We start from the raw sequence: 20695 nt of genomic DNA on the forward strand, positions 1-20695 counted from the left end.
TTTTTTATTTGTGCTTAGAGATTTGTCTAGATGAGTCCGTCCCCCAAACGAATCAAATTCATACTTTTCCTCATTGTTTTTACCGACATGATGGGTTTTTCTCTTTTGTTCCCTCTTTTCCCTAAAACATTAGAATTTTTCTTATCCAAAGGGGATGATGTTCTGTTCAGAATGTTCTATTCTGCGGCAAACTATTTATCTTTTGGCGGGGATACAAAATATACCTTTGTATTGTTTGGTGGGATACTTGGAAGTATCTACAGTTTTTTACAGTTCATTGCAGCTCCCATTTGGGGAAGATTTTCTGACCATTCCGGTAGACGAGCCATTTTATTATTCACCACATTCGGAAACACAATTGGATACCTTCTATGGTTGTTTTCTTCGCAGTTTTGGATGTTTGTACTCAGTCGCGTGATCACAGGAATGATGGGTGGGAATTTGTCTGTGGCATCGGCCGCAATGGCTGACCAAACCGATGAAAAATCCAGAGCCGCTGGGATGGGGTTTCTCGGAGCAGGGATTGGTCTTGGTTTCGTAATGGGTCCACTTCTTGGAGGAATCAGTTCCCAGTGGACTTTTTTAGATTCCTTTTACAAGGATGGGTCTGTCGTTGTTTTTCCGGCTTCGGCTTTATTTGCCATTTTGGTATCTGTCCTTACAGTCATTCTTGTTTTTGTTTTTTTACCACATAACAAACCAGAAGTGGTTCCAGAAAAAGAAATCCATCCCTTTCTTTCTTTGAAAAAAATAGAATCCAGAAATTTAGTCCGTATTTCTTTACTCAATTTGTTATTTGTACTTAGTTTTTCTGGATTTGAATTTGTTGTGAATTTTTTTCTATCAGATCATTTCCAGTTTTCCCCAAAAGAGATTGGATTTACTTTTTTATACATAGGAATCATCATCATACTTGTGCAAGGTGGTGTGGTTCGTAGGCTTTCCGGAAAAATTTCGGAAAAACGAATTTCGCTTTATGGGGCAATCCTTGTTGTGGTGGGAATGGGTTTACTTGTAAGTTTTGGAACCAGTTACCTGGGACTATTTACTTCTCTTTTCTTTTTAGCTTTTGGAAGTGCTCTGGTGAACCCTGGACTTTCTTCTTTTGCATCACTTGAAAGTGGGAAAGGGGATTTAGGAAGGTCACTTGGTCTCTTCCGAAGTTTTGGATCCCTCGGAAGAGCAGTGTCCCCAGTCGTATTTTCGTTGTTATACTTTCAAAAAGGGCCTAGTTTGGCGTTTTTTGTATCTTTTGTTTTACTGATTGGATTTGGATTTTTACTCGTTACCCAAAAAGAAAAAACAACTTAAAGAAAATATTCTAACTTCGCGCGAAGCATAGGAAACATCAATTTTTCATCCAACTTCTCACCTGTAAGCGAAGTTCGGAGGAGAAAACTATCTCTAATTTTTCCATCAAAACTATTGGCGGTAAAACTAATGATATCGATTCCTAAATGAAATAGGGATTCTGTAATTTGAAACAAAATTCCCGGCGTGTCTTTCATTCGTAAATCCATCACGGTAAAGTCGGATGAAATGGGGTTATAGAGTTTGAGTGTTGCCTCTGTATCTCCCACTTTACGAACAAGAACTTCCTCTTTTGCATTTTCACGTAAGTACATCGCCACGGTTTTCCCTTCATAAAAAAGAGAATAGAGGTCGGTTCGGATTTGAGACAAAAGTTCTTCTGTCATTTCTCCTCCGTCCCAACTCCTAATCACAAATAGATCTTGGACATGACCATCACTCGCAGTTTCTGCCACCGCTTCTAAAATATCCCAACCGTGGTTGTAAAGTACTGAGGTCACGCGGTAGAGGATTCCCAAATCATCTTGGGAAAGAGAGATTTTGAGTAGGGTTGTATCTTTTCTTGGGACACAAGAAACATGTAGGATGGGTTTTTTGATTTCTTGCATAGTTTCTGCCATAGAACTCTCCCTTAAAATCGGCATTTTGCTTAGAACTTAAACAAACGGTGGCAGGAAAGACCCTAACCGGTTCTAAAATAGCCGTTCCCTAACGAATTTGCAAAAAAGATGCCAAGTGTTCGTTAGAAGGAAAATTTTGCTCCGAGCATCACAGATTGCACATTTTGGGCCACTACAGCTTCCACTGTGAGTTTGGTGATGAGAGCATTGATTTCGATCCCTGCGATGAGAAAGTTTGTGGTATTAGGTGCTTGTGCCTTCCCACTGAGGTCCATGGTGAGGGTTCCTGTTTTTGTTTGGCCAAGGGCAGAAGAGGGGATAAGGGCTGCAATTTCAGGAGAGAGAGAGGCTGAAATGGCAGATGAATCCAAAGCCAAAGTTAAGGGGCCCGAACGAGTTAAATTGAGAGTGGAACTACCAAAGTTCATAGCGGTTCCCGCACCAGCAAAGATTGTAAAAAAATAAAACATACGAAAACCGGTCCGAATGTCTAGGGGTACACTTGTGACCGTACTCGAATAGTTAAACGTTGTGGATCCACCCCAGGTTCCGATGGCAGGACCTAAAGTTAAGGTTTGGGATTTGTTATCGTTATAAGTGACATCAATGACTTGTCTTTGGTAGTGGAGACCAAGTCCCATGGAGATTCCTGAAAATTCAAAAAGACCAATTCCATCAGAGTAATTTTCTATAATATGAAATCTTAAAGTAAATCCACCGTTTGTAATGTCTCCACCAAGTTCTACGTTTTTGTTTTGCGCTTCGACTGCTTTCTGAACATCACCTTGTGCAAAGTTGAATTTGAATCCATGAAGGTATAAATTAAATCTGTGTAGGAAAGTTTTGAGTTCCGGTTCTGTATCGGATGGCCCTCCACCCATAAGCCAACCAAGGTTTACCGCAACAATAAAGTTAGGTGCAAGGGATGCTCCTACATTGGGAAGTTTTTGAAAACTTAAACTTTGGTAAGCCACGTTGATATCTTCTTTTTGTTGGCCAGCAACTGTCATACCCACACCGACTTGGAACCGGTTCACAATCCCCGGGCCCATTAGGGATGAGTTGATGTTGGAGATGACTGCTGCCTCAGACATTGTCGCAAGGACTTTGTCTGTATATTGGAGTTGGAGCGCGGTGTCTACGCTGTTGATTTGTGATTGGATGGTTGTCGGGAGAATGGTACAAGCATCCCCCGTACAAGTTACTTTTGCCTGAAGGGAATTCACAAGGAGACTCGAACTGATTGTAAGTAAAAGAACACCTATTCGGAATTTCATATCACCCCTATTATACCAAATATCGGAGATTGGTCTATGCTTTCTTAACAAATGGAGGTGGTTCTATTTCCTAGTTTACAAGCTAGATTTTCAGTAGAAAATGAGGGCAATGGCACCCATCCAAGAAAAACGTAAATATGTCCGCGTACAACCACTGGAAAACGATCCTGTCGAAATCCATTTGATGGGAACAGCCCTTCTCGATATCTTAAAAGCGAGTGACATAAGCGTTGGCGGTGTAGGAATCATTGCTCCTAATCACTTTGATGAATGGGATATGAATGAAACTGTCGAAATCCTCGTAGCCCTTCCGGGAGATTTAGCAGATTTCCTGGCCCGAGGAATCATCAAACAGATTGGAAAAAAATCCAAGGAATCTGGAGTTTACGGGGTACAATTTACGGAAATTGGCCCCAAAGGCAAACAAGACCTACAAGTTTACGTCAACCGCATGGTGCGCCAAGGCCGCGAATTAAAATAAGATCCTTTGATAATGGTTGTCAAAAAAATACAACCATGAGAAATGATAGGTAACCGTTAGGGGTGCTTGTTTTTTTGGAACTTAAGGTAACAAAGAATAGGCTGAGAAATACCCTTTTTGAACCTGATCCTGGTAATGCTTGCGAAGGGAAACGAGAAAAGTGCTTAAGTCTTGTTTAAGGAAATCATATTTCCTTAATTTCTAGAATTCCTCTCTTTTGTTTTCCAAACACAACTAGTTTCTGTTCCGGCCAAGGAAAACCGATCATGGAAACAAGTTCCAACCATCCCATTCAAATCCCAGAAACTACCATTACGCTTTCTGACAATACCAAGTTCCAATCCTACCGAACCGAAGGTATGTTTTGTATCCATGAAAATGAATACGATTATAAAAAAGGAATTCCCAAACTCAGAGAACCTTGGATCCAATCACGGGAAACAAGGGGGGATAAAAATTTTTCCCAACTGTATTATGCCAAAAGAGATATCATCACTGAAGAAATGATGTATGTGGCTAAAAGAGAAGGGATGGCACCGGAATTTGTTTTGAATGAGGTAAAAATCGGTAGAGCCATTATTCCATCAAACAAACGTCATACGGAACTTGAACCAATGATCATTGGGAAAAAGTTTTTAGTAAAAATCAATGCCAATATTGGAAACTCAGCAATCCTTTCTTCCATAGATGACGAAGTAGAAAAACTACGTTGGTCACTCCACTGGGGTGCTGACACTGTGATGGATCTCTCAACTGGAAAAAATATCCATGAAACAAGAGAATGGATCATTCGGAATTCTCCTGTTCCCATTGGAACGGTGCCTCTTTACCAAACTTTGGAAAAGGTAAAAGGGAAAGTAGAAGATCTAAACATTGGTGTATTTTTAGAAACTTTGGAAGAACAGGCCGAACAAGGAGTGGATTATTTTACCATCCATGCGGGAGTTCTACGGGACTACATCCACCTAACAAATAAAAGAATCACAGGGATTGTTTCTCGGGGAGGATCCATCCTTGCTAAGTGGTGTAATCACCATAAAAAAGAAAATTTCCTCTATGAACATTTTGATGCAATCTCTAAAGTCATGCAAAAATACGGAGTTTCTTATTCTCTTGGAGATGGCCTTAGACCTGGTTGTATCAATGATGCCAATGACGAAGCACAGTTTGCGGAACTCAAAACTTTGGGAGAACTGACAAAACGCGCCTGGGCCGATGATGTCCAGGTCATGGTGGAAGGGCCGGGACATGTTCCCATGCATCTCATCCAAGAAAATGTGCGTCTCCAAGAAGAAATTTGTATGGAAGCTCCCTTTTATACGCTGGGGCCACTCGTGACAGACATTGCGCCTGGGTATGATCATATCACTTCGGCCATTGGTGCTGCGATGATTGCATGGTATGGAACTGCTATGCTTTGTTATGTGACACCCAAGGAACATTTGGGGCTTCCAAACAAACAAGATGTTAAGGACGGGGTGATTGCCTATAAAATTGCAGCCCATGCGGCCGATCTTGCCAAAGGACATCCCGGTGCCAAAGAAAGAGATGATCTCCTAAGCAAAGCTCGATTTGAATTTCGATGGGAAGACCAATTTGCACTATCTCTTGATCCAGAACTCGCACGTTCCTACCATGATGAATCCCTTCCACAAGATGGAATGAAAAAGGCACATTTCTGTTCTATGTGTGGCCCGCATTTTTGTTCGATGCGACTGACAACGGATTTACGAAAGGAAACGGCGGAAGTAGGGGCCGACGATTCTACAGGTTAGGTTGAAATTTTTTGATTTGGCGGAACTAAGTTAACTGATATAGATTGACCCGGAGTCTTAATGGGACTTCCGGGTTTTTGTATGATAGTTTATCTGAAAGGATTTATAATTTCCAAGTTTTCGATTTTCTGATTCGCTTGAAGATATTCAGAATATAATTTTGAACATTTTAGTTTGAGCGCTGCGTTTATAATTAGCGAATCATAATAACTAATCTTATATTTTTCTTTAATATTAAGAGAATCGATATAAAAACTGGGATCGGGAAAAAATTTGCACAAAGGTATTAATATGACTTCAATATATGTTCTTAATTCTTTTGCCTTGTTTTTCTTTTGAGTATCGCTGCTAAACTGATAAAGAATAATATTTGTATCTAAAAAAATCTTATCTTTCATTCATTTCATCACGTGAGAATTTCTTTTCTATTTTGATGTGAATGTAGACGAAGTTTTTTGTTATTTGATCCTACTGAAAGCCCACACTAGGCAATTAAATCAAAGTCCGAGGATCTTCTGGAATGCTAAATTGATGTTTTCTGCTTCTGGTTTATGTGCTGGATCAAAGTTCGAAACTAGATTTTCAAAATGATTAATGTTGTTTTCGATATATAGGTTAAGTGTATCGATTCTTTTTTCTTCACCTAATTCTATTCCATTTCTTTTTTTGAAAAGTAGTTCAATTATTTCCTTTTTAACTATATTATCAGTCAAAACTTCATTTAATAAAACTTCAAACTCCATGGGTGGTGAACTAAGTATTCTCTGTAATTCCTACTCGCCATTTTTAAATAGTGATAAACAGTTCCTATTGGAGAAAAATATTCTTTTGATATTTCAAAGAATATCTTAAAAAAATCCTCATTCTTTTTGTAGATGATTGGTGAGCGTAGCCATTCGAACAATACGGGGTTTGATTTATTCATTAGAAAGAAGGCTTTTTTCAAGTCCCAGCCACTATAATCCATCAATTCCTGAATGGGTATTTCAATTACATCTCTTTCAGGAAGAACACTTAAATACCAGTTCGTCTGATGTTTATATATAAATCTTACATCATAGTCACTGTCTAATGATTCAAATCCCCAAGCTCTTGAACCGGATTCAATTGCAAAGAGGATTTTAACATTAAATTCAGCTTCTATCAATGTTAATTTCGTTTCTATTTTCTTTCTTATTTCTGGTGATATCATATTTTTTGTCTATGTTGTATATCTTTTGTTAATTTGTGTTTGTTGTTTTGCAAAAAATGCCAAAACAGTAAATAAAAAACCCGGGCTTTATGCACCGGGTTCTCTAAAAGGCTTTCGCCTGATTTTAATTTGAAAATGGAAAATTTTTGAGACGCGGGAACTACAGACCCAAACTACGTCCAATGATTTCTTTCATAATCTCTGTGGTTCCTGCATAGATGGTTTGGATCCTTGCATCGAGGTAAGCTCTTGCAATTGGGTATTCCATCATATAACCGTATCCACCAAAGAATTGTAAACATTCATCGGTATGGCGTTTTTGCATCTCTGTTGTATACCATTTACACATAGAGGCTTCTGCCGTTGTGTTTTCGCCTTTCATATGTTCCATCACAACTTTATCGCAGAACACTTGCGCCATTTCGAGTTCGGTTGCCATTTCCGCCATTTTGAACTTTGTATTTTGGAAAGACCCGATCTTTTGGCCGAAAGCTTTTCTTTCTTTGATGTATTGGAGAGTGATTTTTTGAACCAGGCGAGTTGCTTCCACAGCAGCAACGGAAAGTACAAGTCTCTCTTGTGCTAACTTTTGCATGAGGTAACGGAAACCTTGTCCTTGTTTGCCGATCAGGTTTGATTTTGGAACAATCACATCGTTAAAATACAATTCAGAAGTGTCTTGGGCTTTGAGTCCGATCTTATCTAAATTACGTCCTCTTTCAAAACCTTTCATCCCTTCTTCAATCATCACAAGAGATATGGTTCCGTTGTCATGTTTCACCGCAGTGATGATGAGATCCGCAAGTTGTCCATTGGAGATAAATGTTTTTTGTCCATTCACTACAAAGTGGTCACCTTTGTCGATGGCACTCGTGCGTAGCGATTTTAAATCAGATCCGGCACCAGGCTCAGTCATCGCAACAGCTAAGATGGATTCCCCAGAAGCGCATTTTGGCAACCAACGTTTCTTTTGTTCATCACTTGCATAAGTAGAGATATAAGGGGCAATCACGTCATTATGAAGGGATATAAAAAATCCACTATTTCCCACACGAGAGGATTCTTCAATGATGATGATATTATAGAGGAAGTCGGCACCAGAACCGCCGTATTCAGTGGGGACATCGGGACAGAGAAGACCATTTTCACCCGCCTTTCTCCAGACTTCTTTTGGCACGATATGGTTTTTTTCCCATTCTTCGTGGTGTGGTTTTACTTCTGTTTCAAAAAATTTCCGAGCCATCTCGCGGAATTGATGGTGTTCTTCAGTAAAGGGGAGGATACGCTCCATATGATTTGTGACTCCTTGATATGGAAATGCTACAAAAATGGCGAATTGAGGTCAATTATAAACAGTGTTCAGCTTCATGTAAACACCAGGATTTTTCTTAATGTACTGGATGGCGTCTTCTTCCGAAAGGACATAGAGTTCCGTTCCTGGCCAGGCAATGAAACTGAAATTGGACGGAAGGTTTTTTGTAAGGGAATAGATTTCTCCTACAAAGTCCCCAGCGCCCAGTTCCCGAATGGTTTTGTGGTTTTGCATGACCACAACGGTTCCTGACCTAACGATAAAGGCATTGTGAAAGGTATGACCCTCTTCAATGAGAGATGCTTCCTTTTTCACAGTTTCTAGTTTGAGGATGAGTTCCAGTTGGGTGACTTGGTAACTGGTAAGCCCACGAAAGGTTTGGGATTCTGTGAGAGTTTTCCAAGTATTGGTCTCTCGGATGCTATTCAGTTTGGTTAGGTTTTCATGGAGTTTAGATCCACGGATGAACTGAAAGAATCTGGTTTTTTCAATCGTAAGGGCCAACACATCGGTTTCTGCAAACACATCGGCTTGGCGGGCTGTATCCAAAATTAAAGATGCTTCGCCAAAGTATTCGTAAGTTCCATACCGTTTGACGGCCGTTGGGTCTCCCGAAAGTCCTTCAAACCGAACGTTCCCTGAGGCAATGATAAAAAACCTATCCCCGTGAGTTCCTTTTTTGATGATTTGTTCCCCGCGTCGGAAACGTTCTTCCTTTACGATTTGTAAAAACTCTTTGGCTTTTTCGATAGGGAATCCAGAAAAAATATCAATCTGAGAAAGGATTTCTAAAAGTTGGAAAGCCTCTTGGTGTTTGGGAGGAGTGATTTCCGGATACAAAGTATTTTCAATTCCAAACTTAGCAAGTGTCAGGTGGTTCCCCTCTGGCATATCTTTAGCAGCAATATGGTAGACTGTGATTCGTTTTTGTATTTCTTCCGGCAAAGAGGCAAGGTAACTGATCTTTGTATGCAGAGGAGGAACACCAGCCTCGTGGTAAATGATTTTACGATCCCAAGGGAAATCTTTTAAGAACTGGTATCTTGATTCCGGAAATACACCTTTTTTGTACATTTCTTCAAAGGCATCTGGATCATTTAAATGGTCAGAAGTGTAATAGAAAGATTGGTCTTGGAAAAAAAATTCGAAACCAACTGACGGAATGGAATGGAGAGCATAATGAAAATAAAATTCTCCACCGTTGATGATGGTAGGCCTTCCGATCACAACAGGTATAAAATCAAATAGGTCTGTGATTTCACGGCGCGGAATTTTTGTTAAACTACAGTATTTTTTTAGGAAAGATTCCATCACTGTGGCAGTGGCATAAATCGTGATTTTGGATTCTTCTAAAATCTTTTGGAAGGTTCCGGCATCATGGTCGGCATGGCAATGGGTGAGGATGATGGAGTTGATAAACTTTGGATTGACATTGGATTCTCGTAACCACTCGGTCGAATTCACCGGTGGGTCCACCATGATCCCTTGGCCATTTAGCCAAATGATAAATCCTGAAGTGTTGTCTGTAGGATCAAATCCATGGGAAGGCCCAAGGCAAGTGATCCCAATGATGGGAGGTTGGAAAGGTTCTTCGAGTCTCTTTCCAATGTCATACTTTACATGAAAGTCGACTTCACCCGGAGTTTTGATTTTTTTATCTCCATCCACAATGAGAAATTCATTGGAGGGGAGTTGTTCGATGGTGATTTTTCCAAACTGGGCTTTGTGGTTTTCGTCGAAGAGAACAAACTCAACCACTTCTTCCATAGTTTTATAACTACGGAAATGTGCCATCTCCGCTTTGATATCAGGGAAACCAAAACTTGCAGTTCCATCGATAAACTCGGAGGCAAGGTTTAATTCTTGAGGCCCCATTAAAGATTCCCCGAGAACAATGGTTAGCTGTTCTTTTTGTTCGGGAGAACAAACGATAAATGTTTTTTTTCCACCTCTAAAGAAGAAGTTGAAGTAAATTGGGAATTCTAACTCCGCTATGGAGATCCCTTTTTCGACATGGAAGAATTTATTAGGGAGGACAAACACCAGAGGGGTCTTCTTTTCGAGCCCCATGGTGTCTTTAATTGTTTCCGGAGGGGATCCAATTTGGATGTACCCTTCGGATGTATCGACTAAATATCCCCCTCTAGGGAGAGCGGTAAAACCATTCGGTTCAGAACTGACCATTAGGGGATAATTTATTTCCTACTTGTGATTTTCTATAAATTTTTTAATTTGCGGTTTTGGTAAAGCGCCAATTGCTTTATCCACTAAAACTCCATCTTTGTAAAGAAGAAGAGTAGGGATCGATTGGATGCCCAATTCCTGCGCAGTCTTCTGATTGAAATCAACGTTTAGTTTTGTAATTTTGATATCAGCCATTTCCTGTGATAATTCATCAAGAACAGGAGCCACCATTCGACAAGGTCCGCACCATTCCGCCCAACAATCCACGAGTACTACGCCCTTAGCAGTTTCTGCTTTGAAATTGGCGTCTGTGACTTCCGTTAGTGCCATATTTCGAAATCTCCTTTTGAAAGGTATTCTCCTTTCTATAAACTAGACTGGGGATTCTAGGGAAAAACGTCGATTATTGTTTCTTTTTTTTCTTTTTATCGTCGGATTCGAGGTCCGCAATTTTCTGTTGGAAGGATTCGATCAGAGTTTTTGTTTTTTCCAAGTCATCATTTTCGCCAGTAATTTGGAAAATTTTACGGTTCATCTCCAACATTTCTACAGAATGTTTCAAATCTGTGGAATCTTGTGTAGACATTTCAAATTTTGTCCTATAATCCTGGGCAGCTTGGTTAGCAAGTTCTATGACAAGGTTGAAGTGTTCTTTGCGGATGTAGTAATAAGGATTCTCAAGATCTTGTTCTCTTTCGTAAGCAATAAAATCAAAAAGGTTTTTCGTACAAGCCGCAACTCTGAAATTGATGTCTGGCCAAGACCATTTCCATTTGGAGTTGGTTCCAAAAGCAGCCGTGGTTTTTTTCATGGCTTGGAGTAGGCCTTTCACAAGATTCAGTCTTTGTGTGGGTGTGAACCTTTCGATTTTAGCGAGTAACTCTTTGTTTTCAGAAAGGGAACCGTCGACGTTGTTCCCCACTGTTTTTTCGATAAAAGAGATAGCGTTATAAATTTCTTTTCTAGCAGTTTCGAGATAGTTGTTATTGTTGATTTCTAAAATGGCAGTAGAAAGTTCATTGATCACAATACAGGTGTTAATGGTTTTTATGGAGTTAATGGCAAGGGAGATATTAAAATAAGGTTCCATGTCCTTACTTTTTTTGGCTTGGACTTTGAAGATATTGGCCTCTTTTTTCAGTTCCTCTAGGTAGTTTTTGAAATCTACCAGTTTGTCATTGAAGTCTGCCTTTTTTTCCTTTGTGATCGCCATAGTCTGGTTTCATTTTCGGCAGATGGGACTGGTTTTGTCCATAAAAAACATCGACCAGGGGGAGATCCTACCGAAACTGGAATAGAATGGACAATTCTCCACGGAAACAAAGGGATCTACTCGATTTACTCGACACCTACAAATACATGAACCAGGCCATATTCTGGGATTTTTTGGATTTGGATGGTCGTTGGGATTTTGCGAATGGTTGGCTGCATTTAAACCATCCGGAAGACGAGTGGAGGGTGAGGGCATCGGAACAATTTCCCCCCATCCGCCCGGAAGGTACCGACCACTAATCCTTTCGGATTTTCAGGTCAGTATTTTTGATTCCAAGACCAAACCTGGTCTTGGATTTACCAATTAGTAAGTAATTCTTAAGTCAGAGATATCAATAAACTTTCTAAAAAGAAGGCTATTGGTTGGTTTTTTTGTATCAAACACAAGAACTGCCACTTTGTTAAAAGTTAAAAAGTTTGGTCTGTACTGTGTGTAGTGATGGCTCGTAATGTTTGTACGATACTTGTTATTGTAAATTGTATAAGTGTGTTTAGGAAGAGTTTCATGCACTTGGCGTTTTTTCTCATCTTCTGTTTGAGCCACATAGTTATACATTACTTGTTTGTCTTTTGTCGGTCCTGTTTCACCAAACAGAGTGAAGGGGAGCGCTTTTGCATTGTTTTTACAAAGGTAATCTACTACTTCTGTAAATGTAGGTTCTGGCATTTCTGCTTCAAATCCAGCGTAGTGGCGTTTTTCTACTTCTGCTTTTTTCTTTGCATAAGTTTCTTCACCCCAAATTTCTTTAGCAGTGACTGGAGTTGGCATTACATTGGAAAAGTATAAAGTTCTATCTTCTTTTTCAGGATCAGCCTTTCTCCAAGCAGGATAAGGTATGAGTTTTCTTTCCTCGGCATTGGTTCTGTCTCCCTCGTATCCAGCAAGAACATAGATTGCATATTCTTGATTGTCTGGAACCCGAGATTCTAGTTCCACTTGTACATCCAAAAATTCACCTTTTCCTGTATCAGCATGTCGTCTAACAAAGTTTACACTTTTTAGGCGAATCCTTGTATCATACATGGAAAGAGGATACAGATCACGACCGTCTTTGGAAGCAACTGCTCCCGTTGTCCCTTGTGTATTCCCTGATTCTTGAGCAAAAAGTGCACAAGTGAGTAGGGTGAATGAAATGGCGAATATTGTTTTGTTCATGTTCCGACTACCAATTTGGTTTATACAGATAGTATCGAAGAAAAGCCCTGGAAAAATTAGGGAAATTAGGCTTTTTTCGGGCGATTGTTCTCATCCACGAAGACTACCTTCGGTTTGTAATCTGCCGGTAGCTCTTTTTCCACCACTTGGCCATAAGTAATGATGATGACTTTGTCCCCTTTCATTCCAAGCCTTGCCGCTGCCCCGTTCAAACAAATGGTTCCCGAACCGCGTTCTCCCACAATCAGGTAAGTCTCAAACCGAGCCCCGTTATTTACGTTCACTACACTGACTTGTTCATAAGGTCTCATTCCGGCCAAATCCATCAGGTCTTGGTCAACGGTGAGGCTACCTTCGTAGTGGAGTTCGGCCTCAGTGACGATGGCTCTGTGGATTTTGCCTTTGCAAACAGTGATGATCATTCTGACCTCTCAAATAAAACTCTAAACATTTTGCCCGATAGATTCAAAAGGCTTTTTTGGACGAGAACATGGATTTTCGTATTGATCCGATCCACAGAAAAAGGGATGGAATCAAATAGTGGGGTGACTACGTAGTTTTCGTAGAGATTCGGATAATGCCGATTTTCATCCACCACCCGGCCACGAAAAGTTTCTATGACCTTCATCATCACCCGTTTGTCTTCCCGGGAGAGGACAAGACCTTCCATTGGTTTTAGGAATCGTAAGGTAAAACCTTGGATACCGTTGCCTTCAATTTTGGGAATGGCGTCGATATGGCCTTTTTCTTTCAAAAATAAAAGTGCTTCGTTCAGTTTGACGGGGTAAGGGGAGTCTTCTAAGTGGATATAGTCTCCTCTTGTGATCATCTCCGCATGTTTTTGGAAATGAACACCATCCGAATAGTAAAGCAGTTTCGCCAAATCCAGGCGGGCTCTACCATTGGGTGATTTTTCGAGGATCCAAAGGACCGCATGATAAAGTTTCTCCATCGAAAAGGACTTCCTTCCTACCTATTTCCTTCAATCGTTCCTTACAAAAGATACGTGAATTTCCAGGAAAATTCCAGGAAAAATCGAAGGGAATCCATGCTCTTTTTAGAACACAGTCCATGTTTAACAGGGGGCATAGGTGCGAAAGCGGAAAATCTTTTGGTTTCTCCGACTCACCTTTCGGCTCTTGGGGTAGAACTTGTGACTTTGCCAAGAGGTGGGGATTTTACAGCCCATGAACCGGGTCAAATTGTAGGATACCTGCACGTTGATTTGAAAAAAAGAAATATAAGTCTGGGAGATTTTTTACGAGCACTAAACGAAAGTTTGGTGGTATCCATTCAAAAAACTTGGGATCTTTCTGTGGAAGAAAATCCAAAAGCACCGGGTCTTTATACAGTGGAGGCACCCAAATTAAAACTAGTCTCCGAAGGGATTTATGCGAAGTCTTATTTCACTAGTTTTGGATTTGCTTTGAATGGTGCGAACAATCTATCTACCTTTTCTCTCATCAATCCTTGTGGTGCCAAGTCGGAAGATATGACATCCCTCCTGGCGTTGGGAAAAGATATGGATTTCCCGAAGAAACGACGGGAATTTGTAGAAGAATTTGCCTCTAGATTTATAGACTCACTCAGATAATTTCCTTTGTATTTTCCTCTGTAATTCTTTGGATTTGGCCGAAAGGTATAAGGGGGATCTATGAAATATTCACGTTTTTTTCTATCTTTTATCCTTTTCTTTTTCCTCTGTGAAACTTTGGCCCTCAGTGCCGTGGTTTGGACTTTTTATGAATCTTTACAAAATGCTCTCACCCAAGAACAATTTGTTTCTGATCACAGAGCTCGTGATCTAACCCTTGCACTTGCAAAAAGTTCCGAACAAAGGTTGAATCACGAAGGTTATTTGGAACTTGAAAAAATGTTCCATCGTTATGTGGAACAATCCAAAAACGATCCAGAAGAGTTTCACATTCAAAAAATTAGTTTGTTCGCAGCGGATGCCATACTTCTTGTTTCTACAGATACCATTTATACACCGGATGAATTGAAAAAAAGAAAACCGGATGAGGAACTACTCCATTCTCCTTTTTTTAAAAAAGGAATTCGGATGAAAAAATGGGAATGGTCGGAAGCAGAAAACGGTGAAAATCCAATCTTAAATTCCAAACGTGATCCCAAAATTCGTTCCGGGTTTGAATGGGTTCTTTCTTATTTGCCTTTAGCTAAATCCAATACCGTTAGGCTCACTTCCCCTCTTTACAAACCGGGAACCCTAGATGTATCGGGTCTTGTGATTTTGGTTTATGAAAGAGGGAACTTAGGATTACTTTTTGAAAACCAATGGAAACTTGTAGAGTGGATGGTTTTTAATTATATATTATTTGCTTTTGTTGTGAGTTTGATTTTGACTGGTTCGTTTGTCGCATATACAATGTTAGTAGCAAAAGACTCGGCGGTTACTCCAAAAGAATCTTCTAACCTTCCTTTGTTTGAGAAAAAAACAGTCGAACCAAAAGAAAGTAATTTGGAGCCAGTCTTGGATCTAACGGAAAATTCAAATCAGGATCTGATGAGTCCAATGGAAGTAGAACTTAAGGAAGAGGGAAACGAAGTAGAAATCCTTTCCGAAGGCCCACTTGTTTCAACAATTTCTCCAGATTCCCACCAAACACCGATTCGCGATGCGATCTTTTTAGGATAAATTATGGAAGCCCAAGATAAAGTATTTTCAATCCAGTTGAAAGGTGGTTTGGACGGATCCAGTGCTGAGGATTTTTATCGATATTTCGAGTCACAACTAAACAAAGGGTATCGTAAGTTTTTATTTCAATTTGGTGCTTTGGATTTTATCACATCGAATGGAATTAGTATCCTTGTGAAAATTCACAAACAAATTAGAAAAGTAGGCGCTGTATACGCGATCTACGGAGTGAAACAAGAAATTGAAGATGTTTTGAGTTTGGTCGGATTATTTGATAAACTTCCGATCTTTCGCGGCCATTCCCAAGCGGAATCTTTTCTTTTGCAAATGGACCCGAATGGCTCGAGTCCAAAAGAATCCAAACCTGCGGCTAAAGGAGAACCTTCTTCTTTACAGTCGCCAGATCCAAACCGGATCCGTTTTTATTTCACAGGAAAGTCTAAAGATAAAGATTCGGTTTCTAGTTCGAATGAATTTGTTTCTAAATTAGAATCAATTCCAGGCTCGGAAGAAAGTTCTGTAGCACAGAAATCCAGCTCCTCGCCTATGGAATCGGTTCTGGAAGAAAAACTAAATAGCCTGCGGTTAGAAATCAAAGAAACCCTAAATCATGAATTGGAAAGAAGGTTTGCCGTTTATAAATCTTCACCGGAATCGGAGGAAAAACGAATCACTATCCCAAGTTACATCCAATCCAAAACCAAACAATTGGAAGCTGTGGAACGAATCATCCAATGTGAAGTTTGTGGGACAAGGTTACGAATCCATAAATTTGGAAAACACGAATGTCCAGGTTGTTCGACTCAGTTCCAGATGAGCCCTGGTGGTTCTATCCGTTTTCTTGAAAAATTGAATCCCCTCTAAATTCTGGTTTTATGACGAAACAATCTGGAGGGAGTGTATCAAGTGCGAGACGGTCACTGGCTCTTTCTTTTTATACCTTCTTATCTCGCATTTTAGGCCTTGTTCGTGACCATTTTATGGCTGTTAGTTTTGGAACAGGAATGGTTGCCTCTGCGTTTAGTGTAGCTTACCGCCTTCCCAATATGTTTCGTAACCTTCTTGCGGAAGGGACACTCAGCCAATCCTTTATGCCTATTTTTTCTGAATATGAAAAGATGGGTGTAATGGAAGCTCGAGTGATGGCAGGAACGGTTTTAAGTTTTCTTTTCCTCTGTTTGTCTCTTTTTGTAGCTCTCTTTTGGTTTTTTGCGGCTGGGTTTTTACCTGCCCTTGTGGGTGGATCTCCTGAATACGGGAATCTTGTCGTAGAACTTTCGTTAGTATTGTTTTTTCTAATTATGACAGCGAGTTTGTCTTCGATTTTTATGTCGATTTCCAATTCCCATCATAATTATTTTGTGCCTTCACTTTCTCCCATCATCCTTAACTTTAGTTATTTGATCGTTTTTATTTTTGTTTTCCCGTTCTATCATGAAATCAGAGATAAGGTTTTTCTTTTGGCATATGGAATTGTAACCGGAGGAGTGGTGCAACTTCTGGTGCAAGGTTGGTATGTTTATCAAAATGGATTTGGTCCTATCTTTCGATTGAATTTAAAACATCCGGCCATTCGTAAAATTTTTAAACTCATGTTACCAGCGGCTCTTGGGGGAAGTTTCTATCAGATTGGACTTCTTGTGGATATTTTCCTAGCCAATTACATCCAAAACCAAAACCCAGGACTTGGTGCCGTGGTGAGTTTGGATTACGCACAAAGGCTTGTCCAACTTCCAACGGGAATCATTGGGGTGGCACTTGCGACTACCATCTTACCATCACTTTTAAAAGACCTAAGGGAAGGGCGTGAAGAGAATGTTCCCAAAGAAATTGCTGATGTTTTGTCGTTTGCATTTTTTTTGACACTCCCAGCAAGCATTGGTTTGGCGGTATTAGGGGAAACCGTTTTGGATTCGATTTATTTTGGAGGTCGTTGGGATCATTTGGCAACGATCACTGCATTTTATCCTTTGGTGTTTTATTCTTTTGCGATTCCTTTTTATAGTATCAATAAAGTTTTGGTTTCTTCTTATTATGCTTTTTCCGATACAAAAACTCCGTTACGAATCCAACTAGTTTCATTTTTCTTAAGTGTTGTTGTCAGTATCAGTCTGATGTATTTTTTAAAACATTCGGCGATTGCTTTGGCCTCGGCTTTATCTGCTTTTGTTACTTCATTGTTTTTGTTGTTTTATTTAAAATCACACCAAGTGAAAATTCCATTTCTAACCGTTTGGCGGCGTGTGATTCAAATGGTACCGGCACTTTTTGGCCTTCTTGTTTGGCTTCTCATTTCAGAATGGTTCGGAAAACCATTCCTTCTGAATTATTTAACAAATGATTGGGGACTTGGATTTGCCAATGGGAGTAGGATTTGCCTTGTGGTATCAATCCTTCCAGCGGTTATGATTTATTTTGTCACAGCAAGTGTGACAAAAATTCCTGAATCAGAAATCATCCTTGGAAGGTTTCTGAGACGGTTTCGAAAGAAATCGTAATAGTAACCAAACTTCTCAGAAATTTAAGGTTTGCTCTTATCTCAGTGGGTGTGTGGTACTTGCGCGAAATAAGAAGGATTGATTGAATCAAAAAAATCCTTCGCTCTAGGTTTACACAAACAGCGATGGATCTTTATCTTATGCTCGAACGAAGGTCGGTAGGGCTTTCGTTTTAGTTCGGCGAAAGTTTGGAAACAACACTCTCACAGCGACCACAAAGTTTTCCTTCCGCTTCCGATACATGACGCCAACATCTTGGGCATTCATGATGGCGAGGTTTTCGGATTTGGATGGAATCTTTTTCCCCTTTCCATTCCGAGAAAACTTCTCGAATTTCAGAAGTATCAAAACTCACTTCGGAAACCACAAAGAATAAACTAAGATCTTCATTTTTTAATCCCGTGGACTTTAGTGAATCACCAGAAACAAATACTTCTGCTTCTAATGACTTACCAAGTTTGCCAAGTTTTCTTGCTTCTTCTAAGGCTTTTTGCACCACTTCTTTAGTTTCAAAAACTGGAGCCAATTTTGTTTCGAGTTCAGAATCCAAAAAGGAAGAGAGTTCAGAAAAATCAGAATAAAATACAGAATCTTTCAATCCAAATTCAGACCATACTTCTTCCGTTGTGAAAGAAAGGATGGGAGCAAGTAGTTTGGATAAAGTTTCTAAAATGAGAGCTAGGGCATATTCAGAAGACTTTCTAGTTTTCGAATCTTTGGCATCACAGTACATTCTGTCCCGAATGATTTCAAAGTAATCTTGGGATAAGTCTACTGTACAAAAAACCAAAACTCGATGATAGACTTGGTGGAAGTGGTAGTTCTCATATAGTTTTTTCACGTCTTCATTTAGTTTTGCTAACTTATGAAGATAATACCTATCAATCGGTTCTAAATCTTCTTTTTTGAGATTCCACTGAAGTGTTTCTGCCTTTGTATTTCCTAAAAGATAACGGAAAGTGTTTCTAATCTTACGATACGCTTCGGCTACTGTTTTGATAGAATCTTTTCCGATTTTGACATCGTCACGGAAATCTTGGGTGGAAACCCAAAGTCTTAGGATATCGGCCCCGTATTGGTTGATGATGTCGGTTGTGGGATTGATTACGTTCCCAAGAGATTTGGACATAGCATGTCCTTTTTCATCTAACACATAACCATGGGTAAGGACAGATTTATAAGGTGGTTTTTTTCTGATGGCCATGGATGGCCAAAGAGAAGATTGAAACCAACCTCTATGTTGGTCAGATCCTTCCAAATACAAATCTGCAGGTTCGCGGTCGAGTGAATCGCCAAACACGGCAAAACTGGAAACTCCCGAATCAAACCAAACATCCAAAATATCTTTGTCTTGTTTGAGATCATCCGATCCGCATTTGGAACATTTGGTTCCTTCTGGTAAAAGGTCTTTTGCCTCTCTTTCATACCAAACTTCGATTCCTTCTTTTTTTACAATTTGGATGAAGTGCTGTATTGTTTTGTCATCAAGGTGAGTGAATCCACAAGATTTACAAGTAAAGGATGGGATGGGAACTCCCCAGTTCCTTTGTCTCGACAAACACCAGTCAGGTCTAGATTCGACCATAGAACGGATCCGCGTGATCCCCCAATCTGGAATCCATTGTACTTTGTCGATAGCTTTAAGAGAATCTTCTCTGAGGCCTGCATGATCGATTGAAAAAAACCATTGTGGGGTCGCACGAAAGATGAGTGGTTTTTTACTCCTCCAACTATGGGGATAGGAGTGAGTGAATTCAGAATAGTGGACGAGGGCGTTTTTTTCACGGAGGAGTTCCACAATTTTTGGATTGGCATCCCAAATTTTGATCCCCTTCATCATTTCGAATTCGTCCGTGTAACGGCCGTAATCGTCTACTGGTGAAAGTGGAGGGAGGCCTGCCGCTGTTCCCACACGGTAGTCGTCTGTTCCGTGGCCTGGGGCCGTGTGAACACAACCCGTTCCCGCATCCAGTGTCACATGGTTTCCAAAAAGAGGAATAGATTCACGATCGATAAACGGGTGTAAGAAGGTCATTTTTCCAAGTTCTGCACTCGTTAAAGATTTGATCTTAGTGAGAGTGATCCCTGTTTTTTGTTCCACTGCTTCTTTGAGTCCATCGGCAAGGATGAGCCTTCCGTGTGTATCGGATTGGAAAAGAGAATAGTCCAAATCTTCATTAAAACAAATCGCAAGGTTTGCCGGGAGTGTCCAAGGAGTGGTTGTCCAGATTAGGCAATAAGTATCTTTTTCGCCCTTTACGGCAAACTTCACATAAATGGAAGGGGAAACATGGTTTTGGTATTCGATTTCTGCTTCTGCATGGGCAGTTGCTAGATCAATACACCAATACACAGGTTTTTTTCCTTTGTAGATATATCCTTTTTCAAAGAGAGATCCAAATACCTCTACAATCCTTGCTTCAAATTCTGGAGCCATGGTGAGGTATTTATGATCTTCTTCCCAGAAACATAAAAATCGGCTGAGATCTTCGCCTTGTTTCCCAACAAATTCTGCCGCATACTCACGGCATTTTTTTCGAAGTTCACTTGGGCTCGTGTTCCTTGCTTCTTTTCCAAGATTCTTTAACACCTGTACTTCGATCGGGAGACCATGGCAGTCCCAACCAGGAATCATATCGGTTTGGAAACCAGAAAGGGTTTTGGATTTAACAATGATATCTTTGAGAATTTTATTGAGAGAGTGGCCCACATGGAAATTTCCATTGGCATAAGGGGGTCCATCGTGTAATACAAACGAAGGTTTGGATTTACGAATCTCCTTCATGGTTTGGAAAACTTTTTTGTCTTTCCAAATCTTAATTTGACCTGGCTCACGATTTGCCAGGTCGGCTTTCATGGGAAAGTTGGTCTGCGGTAGGAGAACCGTTTTAGAATAGGGATTTTCCGTTTCTGGTTTGGCCATATTAAGACCAATGTTTGGGGTCTAGGCCAAAGAGAAAA

Annotated in this window: 19 protein-coding genes and 1 pseudogene; 8 read left to right on the forward strand and 12 right to left on the reverse strand. The window is 40.2% G+C overall.

Going from position 1 to position 20695, the window contains the following annotated elements:
• Positions 1 to 30: 30 nt before the first annotated feature.
• The gene (locus EHQ24_RS01320; RefSeq protein ID WP_135599902.1) at positions 31 to 1311 is read left to right on the forward strand and encodes an MFS transporter; all 1281 of its coding nucleotides are present in this window, start codon (positions 31 to 33) and stop codon (positions 1309 to 1311) included.
• On the opposite strand, the gene EHQ24_RS01325 is transcribed toward EHQ24_RS01320, so the two are convergent.
• Both EHQ24_RS01325 and EHQ24_RS01330 read right to left on the reverse strand, forming a co-directional pair.
• Positions 1308 to 1931, reverse strand: a complete 624-nt coding sequence (locus EHQ24_RS01325) for a hypothetical protein (RefSeq protein WP_135599903.1) — start codon at positions 1929 to 1931, stop codon at positions 1308 to 1310. The genes EHQ24_RS01320 and EHQ24_RS01325 overlap by 4 nt on opposite strands.
• A 122-nt stretch (positions 1932 to 2053) precedes the next feature.
• The gene (locus tag EHQ24_RS01330; protein WP_135599904.1) at positions 2054 to 3208 is read right to left on the reverse strand and encodes an Lsa36 family surface (lipo)protein; all 1155 of its coding nucleotides are present in this window, start codon (positions 3206 to 3208) and stop codon (positions 2054 to 2056) included.
• Positions 3209 to 3317: 109 nt separating this feature from the next.
• Here EHQ24_RS01330 and EHQ24_RS01335 point away from each other — a divergent pair, with 109 nt between their 5' ends.
• Both EHQ24_RS01335 and thiC read left to right on the forward strand, forming a co-directional pair.
• Positions 3318 to 3689 (forward strand): PilZ domain-containing protein, encoded by a 372-nt coding sequence (locus tag EHQ24_RS01335; protein ID WP_135599905.1) that lies wholly within the window; start codon positions 3318 to 3320, stop codon positions 3687 to 3689.
• A gap of 266 nt (positions 3690 to 3955) precedes the next feature.
• Positions 3956 to 5464, forward strand: coding sequence for a phosphomethylpyrimidine synthase ThiC (gene thiC, locus EHQ24_RS01340; RefSeq protein ID WP_135599906.1), 1509 nt, complete (start codon positions 3956 to 3958; stop codon positions 5462 to 5464).
• Between the two features lie 89 nt (positions 5465 to 5553).
• Here thiC and EHQ24_RS19295 read toward each other — a convergent pair whose 3' ends face one another.
• From EHQ24_RS19295 to EHQ24_RS01370, 6 genes and pseudogenes are all read right to left on the reverse strand, one after another.
• Positions 5554 to 5862 (reverse strand): PIN domain-containing protein, encoded by a 309-nt coding sequence (locus tag EHQ24_RS19295; RefSeq protein ID WP_135599907.1) that lies wholly within the window; start codon positions 5860 to 5862, stop codon positions 5554 to 5556.
• A 99-nt stretch (positions 5863 to 5961) separates the two neighbouring features.
• Positions 5962 to 6656, reverse strand: a pseudogene (locus tag EHQ24_RS01350) (nucleotidyltransferase domain-containing protein).
• Between the two features lie 160 nt (positions 6657 to 6816).
• Complete coding sequence (locus tag EHQ24_RS01355; protein ID WP_135599908.1) at positions 6817 to 7947, reverse strand: acyl-CoA dehydrogenase family protein; 1131 nt, start codon at positions 7945 to 7947, stop codon at positions 6817 to 6819.
• 51 nt (positions 7948 to 7998) lie between these two features.
• Positions 7999 to 10152, reverse strand: coding sequence for a cAMP/cGMP-dependent 3',5'-cyclic-AMP/GMP phosphodiesterase (locus EHQ24_RS01360; protein ID WP_135599909.1), 2154 nt, complete (start codon positions 10150 to 10152; stop codon positions 7999 to 8001).
• Between the two features lie 18 nt (positions 10153 to 10170).
• Entirely contained in the window at positions 10171 to 10482 is a 312-nt protein-coding gene (gene trxA / locus EHQ24_RS01365; RefSeq protein ID WP_004786415.1) for a thioredoxin, read from the reverse strand.
• Between the two features lie 73 nt (positions 10483 to 10555).
• A complete protein-coding gene (locus EHQ24_RS01370) occupies positions 10556 to 11365 on the reverse strand; it encodes a hypothetical protein (RefSeq protein WP_135599911.1) in 810 nt (269 codons plus the stop codon).
• Positions 11366 to 11451: 86 nt separating this feature from the next.
• On the opposite strand from EHQ24_RS01370, the gene EHQ24_RS01375 reads away from it, so the two are divergent.
• Positions 11452 to 11664 carry a hypothetical protein gene (locus EHQ24_RS01375; protein ID WP_135578674.1) on the forward strand — a complete coding sequence of 71 codons (213 nt, stop codon included), beginning with the start codon at positions 11452 to 11454 and terminating at the stop codon, positions 11662 to 11664.
• Positions 11665 to 11728: 64 nt separating this feature from the next.
• Here the strand turns inward: EHQ24_RS01375 and EHQ24_RS01380 are convergent, their stop codons facing one another.
• From EHQ24_RS01380 to EHQ24_RS01390, 3 genes are all read right to left on the reverse strand, one after another.
• Positions 11729 to 12580, reverse strand: coding sequence for a hypothetical protein (locus EHQ24_RS01380; protein ID WP_135599912.1), 852 nt, complete (start codon positions 12578 to 12580; stop codon positions 11729 to 11731).
• A gap of 65 nt (positions 12581 to 12645) precedes the next feature.
• Positions 12646 to 13002 (reverse strand): aspartate 1-decarboxylase, encoded by a 357-nt coding sequence (panD, locus tag EHQ24_RS01385; protein ID WP_135599913.1) that lies wholly within the window; start codon positions 13000 to 13002, stop codon positions 12646 to 12648.
• A complete protein-coding gene (locus tag EHQ24_RS01390; RefSeq protein ID WP_135599914.1) occupies positions 12999 to 13532 on the reverse strand; it encodes a type II toxin-antitoxin system antitoxin SocA domain-containing protein in 534 nt (177 codons plus the stop codon). Before EHQ24_RS01390 ends, panD begins: the two co-directional genes overlap by 4 nt.
• Between EHQ24_RS01390 and lipB the strand changes: the two genes are divergently transcribed.
• Genes lipB through murJ form a run of 4 tightly spaced genes read left to right on the forward strand, consistent with a single transcriptional unit; the run spans position 13515 to position 17734 of the window.
• Positions 13515 to 14174, forward strand: a complete 660-nt coding sequence (gene lipB / locus EHQ24_RS01395; protein WP_135599915.1) for a lipoyl(octanoyl) transferase LipB — start codon at positions 13515 to 13517, stop codon at positions 14172 to 14174. The two genes, EHQ24_RS01390 and lipB, sit on opposite strands and share 18 nt — an antisense overlap.
• A gap of 60 nt (positions 14175 to 14234) precedes the next feature.
• Positions 14235 to 15236, forward strand: a complete 1002-nt coding sequence (locus tag EHQ24_RS01400) for an LIC_12071 family protein (RefSeq protein WP_135599916.1) — start codon at positions 14235 to 14237, stop codon at positions 15234 to 15236.
• Positions 15237 to 15239: 3 nt separating this feature from the next.
• Positions 15240 to 16100, forward strand: coding sequence for an STAS domain-containing protein (locus tag EHQ24_RS01405; RefSeq protein ID WP_135599917.1), 861 nt, complete (start codon positions 15240 to 15242; stop codon positions 16098 to 16100).
• Between the two features lie 11 nt (positions 16101 to 16111).
• Positions 16112 to 17734 carry a murein biosynthesis integral membrane protein MurJ gene (gene murJ, locus EHQ24_RS01410; protein WP_135599918.1) on the forward strand — a complete coding sequence of 541 codons (1623 nt, stop codon included), beginning with the start codon at positions 16112 to 16114 and terminating at the stop codon, positions 17732 to 17734.
• A gap of 172 nt (positions 17735 to 17906) precedes the next feature.
• Here the strand turns inward: murJ and ileS are convergent, their stop codons facing one another.
• Positions 17907 to 20657 carry an isoleucine--tRNA ligase gene (ileS, locus tag EHQ24_RS01415; protein WP_135599919.1) on the reverse strand — a complete coding sequence of 917 codons (2751 nt, stop codon included), beginning with the start codon at positions 20655 to 20657 and terminating at the stop codon, positions 17907 to 17909.
• Positions 20658 to 20695 lie beyond the last annotated feature (38 nt).

Origin of the sequence: Leptospira noumeaensis (genome assembly GCF_004770765.1) — a bacterium.
Taxonomy (GTDB): Bacteria; Spirochaetota; Leptospiria; order Leptospirales; family Leptospiraceae; genus Leptospira_A; species Leptospira_A noumeaensis.

Coding starts and splice junctions, on each gene's coding strand:
- panD (WP_135599913.1), bottom strand. CDS start 13,002: ATGATCATCACTGTTTGCAAAGGCAAAATCCACAGAGCCATCGTCACT.
- EHQ24_RS01375 (WP_135578674.1), top strand. CDS start 11,452: ATGGACAATTCTCCACGGAAACAAAGGGATCTACTCGATTTACTCGAC.
- thiC (WP_135599906.1), top strand. CDS start 3,956: ATGGAAACAAGTTCCAACCATCCCATTCAAATCCCAGAAACTACCATT.
- ileS (WP_135599919.1), bottom strand. CDS start 20,657: ATGGCCAAACCAGAAACGGAAAATCCCTATTCTAAAACGGTTCTCCTA.
- EHQ24_RS01380 (WP_135599912.1), bottom strand. CDS start 12,580: ATGAACAAAACAATATTCGCCATTTCATTCACCCTACTCACTTGTGCA.
- EHQ24_RS01330 (WP_135599904.1), bottom strand. CDS start 3,208: ATGAAATTCCGAATAGGTGTTCTTTTACTTACAATCAGTTCGAGTCTC.
- EHQ24_RS01390 (WP_135599914.1), bottom strand. CDS start 13,532: ATGGAGAAACTTTATCATGCGGTCCTTTGGATCCTCGAAAAATCACCC.
- EHQ24_RS01320 (WP_135599902.1), top strand. CDS start 31: ATGAGTCCGTCCCCCAAACGAATCAAATTCATACTTTTCCTCATTGTT.
- trxA (WP_004786415.1), bottom strand. CDS start 10,482: ATGGCACTAACGGAAGTCACAGACGCCAATTTCAAAGCAGAAACTGCT.
- EHQ24_RS01405 (WP_135599917.1), top strand. CDS start 15,240: ATGGAAGCCCAAGATAAAGTATTTTCAATCCAGTTGAAAGGTGGTTTG.
- EHQ24_RS01355 (WP_135599908.1), bottom strand. CDS start 7,947: ATGGAGCGTATCCTCCCCTTTACTGAAGAACACCATCAATTCCGCGAG.
- EHQ24_RS19295 (WP_135599907.1), bottom strand. CDS start 5,862: ATGAAAGATAAGATTTTTTTAGATACAAATATTATTCTTTATCAGTTT.
- EHQ24_RS01400 (WP_135599916.1), top strand. CDS start 14,235: ATGAAATATTCACGTTTTTTTCTATCTTTTATCCTTTTCTTTTTCCTC.
- EHQ24_RS01360 (WP_135599909.1), bottom strand. CDS start 10,152: ATGGTCAGTTCTGAACCGAATGGTTTTACCGCTCTCCCTAGAGGGGGA.
- EHQ24_RS01335 (WP_135599905.1), top strand. CDS start 3,318: ATGGCACCCATCCAAGAAAAACGTAAATATGTCCGCGTACAACCACTG.
- EHQ24_RS01370 (WP_135599911.1), bottom strand. CDS start 11,365: ATGGCGATCACAAAGGAAAAAAAGGCAGACTTCAATGACAAACTGGTA.
- EHQ24_RS01325 (WP_135599903.1), bottom strand. CDS start 1,931: ATGGCAGAAACTATGCAAGAAATCAAAAAACCCATCCTACATGTTTCT.
- lipB (WP_135599915.1), top strand. CDS start 13,515: ATGATAAAGTTTCTCCATCGAAAAGGACTTCCTTCCTACCTATTTCCT.
- murJ (WP_135599918.1), top strand. CDS start 16,112: ATGACGAAACAATCTGGAGGGAGTGTATCAAGTGCGAGACGGTCACTG.